Origin of the sequence: Erythrobacter sp. CCH5-A1 (genome assembly GCF_001557115.1) — a bacterium.
Taxonomy (GTDB): domain Bacteria; phylum Pseudomonadota; class Alphaproteobacteria; order Sphingomonadales; family Sphingomonadaceae; genus Erythrobacter.
This window is the reverse complement of the sequence record NZ_LSKQ01000135.1, coordinates 1-4,182: the sequence shown is the minus strand read 5'-3', so window position 1 is coordinate 4,182 and position 4,182 is coordinate 1. Positions and strand designations below refer to the sequence as shown.

Genomic DNA, 4,182 nt, shown 5'->3' with positions numbered 1-4,182 from the left:
TGGCACGGCCTTCAACGCGCGCAGAACCCGGGCGAGCGCCTTCTCGTTGACGAAGTTGTCGACGGTCAAGCGCGCGCCGTTGGCGAGCTCGATGGCAATCGTGCCTGCTCGTGGCGGCTCGGTCGGCGGAGAAGCCGCTACACCGGCCACCAAAGGGCCGACCGACGGCTCTGGCCCCTCAGGGATGATCGCGGGAGCCGAAGTGTCCGCTGCGGCCTCGACGAACTGGCCGCATGGGATAAACTCCAGCGTCTTCCTTGCAATCGCTTCAGCCTCGCACCGGTTGGCACGCCAGTTGTAGATTAAACTCTTGGCGATGCCATGCCTGCGCGCGACCGACACCACTGTGACATCGGGGCGCAGGCTCTCCGCGACGATCGCGGCCTTCTCCGCATCAGAATAGCGCCGCCGCCGCTCCGTCCGCACGATCACGCCACCACCGTCGAACACAGAACCTCCTTCTGGAGTCCAGAAAGAACTCCCTTCAGGAACCATCCTTCACCGGACAGCACCGACCGCACAACTCGTGGTTGGCCGGACGCTTACCCTCCATTTAAGGGTCATACGCTTGCTTTGGCCGAGGGCATGGAGGACGCAGCCGCATACAGCACGCTCAGAGGAATCCCGTGCTGGAGCTCCCTCGGTGACCAAAGGATCGGACAACTGCGAATCCCAAGAGCGGTTACCGACCTTCGGATCGCCACGGATAATGACAAGGCCGGTCAAAGCGCCGCACAGCGCGCCATGGAAGCGCACGCCGCAACGGGGAGGACAATCAGCCGCGACCGGCCTCCACCAGGGTTCAAGGACTGGGCGAAGGTCGTCGAAGCGCGCCTTGGCAAATCCGATCTTCCCTAGGGGCGTCCTCGCTTATCGAACCAGCTTTGCGCGAACTTAAGGAAATGCCGTTCGGGATGCTTGGGCTGGATTTCCTCCTCTCCGACCCACCGACGCCACTCTCCTTCGAGATAATAAGGATCCCATCCAGGAGCGGCAGAACGAATCTCTGCAAAGACCTCCGGATCGAGGCGACCAGACCAAGGCTCACTGTCCGCCTCCCCTGCGCCGAACTTGTCGCTCACGATTTTCATCGTGTTTCGATTGGTGAAGAGAACCATGTCAGTCTCGCCGTCATAGGCGACGAAGTAGTCAGGGAGATGGTCCGAAGCGGCCAAAGTACGGACAGCGCGCCGGAATTCACGATCGGTCGACTTCGAGCCTGACTTCTTGTGAAGGATCTCGAGAGACGCTTTCCACGACGGCTGCTGACCGCAATGCTTGCGGGCGAGCTCGTAGATGCGCCGCTCGATCGGCTTGCGGAGCCGAAAATAATCCCGGTGAAGAGTGAGGACCTCGTTGTGCTGGATGGCATTGAAGACCCAATCCGATAGCGTGATCTCGCAGGAGAGAAGGCGACCGTCGAGCCCGTGCTTCCGCCGAATCGACGAGGAGTCGATCAGTCCGAAAGTGTCGGTCTGCTCCATGTCGCCAGTCCTGATATTGGTCGAGATCGTCGTGCCGCGGATGCGCTCTATGGCCTCCTGAAGCGCGTCATAGTCCTTCCCGGCCGTTCCACGATTGGTGAAGACGAGAAGTTCGTGGCTGTTGATGCGAACACGCTTGCTTACGGGCTCACCACGCTTGAGCTTCGCCATGATCTGGCTGATCGCGTAGATCAGGATGTCCTTATCGTAGATCGTGGCCAGGCCCTTCACGCTCGGTGTCACCTGAAGCCATTGGCCGTTGTGCTCATACCGGCGAATGCTGGTCTCTGGTTTCTTCGACAGCGAGTAAAAGGGGTGCTCGAGCTCTGCCATCACGTCCTTGAGGACGGCATCAGCAACATCGCAGATGAAGAGATCATGCTGCGGATGCCGCTCCTTCATGAGGGCCAGTTGCTGATTCGGTGACTCGCCTTCCATGGCGTCGGTTTCGGGGTATCACACACAAATGTCAATCGTTCGGGGTTTCACACACGCAATCGGGCATATTCGGGGTTTCACCCACAGCCAGCTGTCATTCGGGGTTTTACACACGGGATCGCCAAGATTCGGGGTTTTACCCACACGATCAAGTTTCGGGGTATCGCACACAAATTATCGGGGTTTCACCCACGAACATTCGGGGTATCACACACGAAGGCGGCTTAAGACGGCCAGAATTTGCAAGCACGATCAGTAAGATGCCCGAACAGGCGCGACCCTTAACACGAATCCTAACCCGAAATAACACCGGCAGACTGTGGATAAGAGTGGAGTCGGCCTGCGCCGTGCAGAAACCGACAGCGAGCGCCGCTGCAGGATCATGTGGTTCGTTACGAAGGGGATGGACTGGGCAACCCGGACCAAGTCAAGCGGTTGAAAGCTAGAGGCGAAGAAAGATTCGGCTTTCCGGGGGGGGCAAGCCCAACGGGCAGTGCCCTCCCCCCGGCCGACGAATGCATTTCAAGCGAGAAAGAGCCCCGCAAGGTTGTGCTCAGCGATCGCGACGCTGCTCGTCATATTGATCGAGAAGAGCTCTCATTGTCTCGTGATAGGTGCAGCCGAGCTGATTGCTGAGCTCACGAAAACGGTTGAGCGTTTCAAGCGGCCCTTCAATCATAATTCGGTCCTTGAGGCCGGCATTACGGGTGAGCGGAACCCGCCGACTGGCTTCCGCAGGCATGTTTCGCCGTGTCGCCACACGATCAGCGATTTGCTGGTCGATTACGGGATCACGCCCTGAAGCCGGCGCAGGAGTGAAATCGCTCACATCCAAGCCTGCCGAAGACGTCGCAGGCGCCCGTGCCTTACCAATATCAGCAAACTTACTCATGCTGCCGTGCCCTCCGAAACCGGCGCCGCGGCATCCCGCTCCACGCGAAGAACCTCGAGAACTTCTCTAGCGAGGTTCATCGCATTATCAGCTGCCTTGTCCAAATTCGAAACCTTCTCACCATCCAAACCGAAGATCGTACACTTCCGGCGTGCCATGAGGCGGTAGGCCTGGCGGTCATGGAGATGGGTCGAGAGAAGCGGCAACCCCCCTTCCCTGATATCCTGGATGATCTCACGTTCGGATGTCGTCTGGATCGCTGGGTTCGTCCTGTTGAAGACGATCCGATACGGGATCCGCCTGCGGCTATCTTGCTCACATTCCGCAATGACTGCGACAGTCTCGGCACCAGGGTCGGCGTCGAACTCGCTTGGAGCAAGTGGGACAAGAGCGAGATCGCAAGCCATCAGCACTCGGCTCATCAGGCGGCTTTCCCGCCCCTGTATGTCGACCAGAACGAATTGATGCTCGGCCGCCTCGGCATCGATTACCCTGCGGATAGTGTTCTCATCGACGTCGCTCCTGACCTTGAAATTGAGGCTTTCGCAATCAGCAGCCCATTTACCGACGGTCATTTGCGGGTCTGCATCGATGACACAGACCGAAGCCCCGCTCTCAGCCAAAGCGCTCGCAAGGATGATGATTAAAGTGGATTTTCCCGAACCACCCTTCGAGTTCGCGGCGGTGATGATTGGCATGTGCAGGTCCTTCCTATGATAGTCGCAGGATATACACACAGTATCCACAGGGCAAGCCTATAGCCCTCACAGACAATACGAATTGCATGCCCACACTCTGCGTAGTGTATGTGTATGATATAGGCGTTTGGCATGGTGTCCCTATGGTTTCCATAGGGCTTCCATATAAGGCTTAATTTCAGGGACTTACCACGGTGAAAGCCGGAGGTGCGAACGCAAAGATGCGATGGAAAGCGCCAAAAGGAGAGCTGAGACGAAAAAGGGAAGGGGGAGTGGGTGGGGCGGTTCAGCATCAGGAGCAGCCCGTGAACGATCTCTTTCAGCAATCCAGCCTGCGGCTCGACGCCGCGATCGATACCATAGCCGCAGCCATCGCACACGGTTCGCTGTCGAAGAAGCAGCTCTTTGACACCATGATCTCCCTCTACGGTGGCGGGGCGGCCGAAGGCTTGTGGTCACAACGCGACGGCTTCGACCTTTTGGAGGCGGGGCTTACGCGCCATCTGCGACAAGCCGGCATTGGGGCGGATATCCAAAAGATCGCCAAGATTACCGACCTGATCGAAGCCCTGCCGACCCACAGCGTGCGCAGCGAAGAACAGCTCCGCTACCAGCAGGGGTGACTACACGAAAGTGACGTATCTGCACGCTAAGGGCGAACAAATCCGGT

General features: G+C 58.3%; 6 protein-coding genes. 2 read left to right on the top strand and 4 right to left on the bottom strand.

Translation table 11 applies throughout. The features are described from left to right. Nucleotides 1–450, bottom strand: a 450-nt coding sequence (locus AX708_RS07145) for a transposase (RefSeq protein WP_067489865.1), incomplete at its 3' end; no start/stop codon positions are given. A 123-nt stretch (nt 451–573) separates the two neighbouring features. Here AX708_RS07145 and AX708_RS21345 point away from each other — a divergent pair. Next, nucleotides 574–858, top strand: a complete 285-nt coding sequence (locus tag AX708_RS21345) for a toprim domain-containing protein (RefSeq protein ID WP_082747214.1) — start codon at nt 574–576, stop codon at nt 856–858. On the opposite strand, the gene AX708_RS07140 is transcribed toward AX708_RS21345, so the two are convergent. The 3 genes from AX708_RS07140 to AX708_RS07130 form a co-directional block, all read right to left on the bottom strand. Beyond that, nucleotides 855–1,922 carry a replication initiator protein A gene (locus AX708_RS07140; RefSeq protein ID WP_067489861.1) on the bottom strand — a complete coding sequence of 356 codons (1,068 nt, stop codon included), beginning with the start codon at nt 1,920–1,922 and terminating at the stop codon, nt 855–857. The genes AX708_RS21345 and AX708_RS07140 overlap by 4 nt on opposite strands. A 553-nt stretch (nt 1,923–2,475) precedes the next feature. Continuing rightward, entirely contained in the window at nt 2,476–2,814 is a 339-nt protein-coding gene (locus tag AX708_RS20335) for a hypothetical protein (RefSeq protein WP_156454548.1), read from the bottom strand. Then, nucleotides 2,811–3,512, bottom strand: a complete 702-nt coding sequence (locus tag AX708_RS07130; RefSeq protein WP_067489855.1) for a ParA family protein — start codon at nt 3,510–3,512, stop codon at nt 2,811–2,813. Before AX708_RS07130 ends, AX708_RS20335 begins: the two co-directional genes overlap by 4 nt. Nucleotides 3,513–3,817: 305 nt before the next feature. Here AX708_RS07130 and AX708_RS07125 point away from each other — a divergent pair, with 305 nt between their 5' ends. Further along, nucleotides 3,818–4,135, top strand: coding sequence for a hypothetical protein (locus AX708_RS07125; protein WP_156454546.1), 318 nt, complete (start codon nt 3,818–3,820; stop codon nt 4,133–4,135). The last annotated feature ends 47 nt before the right edge of the window (nt 4,136–4,182 follow it).

Excerpts from the sequence above, each read along its gene's own strand:
- AX708_RS07140 (WP_067489861.1), bottom strand. The coding sequence starts at position 1,922 with ATGGAAGGCGAGTCACCGAATCAGCAACTGGCCCTCATGAAGGAGCGG.
- AX708_RS20335 (WP_156454548.1), bottom strand. The coding sequence starts at position 2,814 with ATGAGTAAGTTTGCTGATATTGGTAAGGCACGGGCGCCTGCGACGTCT.
- AX708_RS07130 (WP_067489855.1), bottom strand. The coding sequence starts at position 3,512 with ATGCCAATCATCACCGCCGCGAACTCGAAGGGTGGTTCGGGAAAATCC.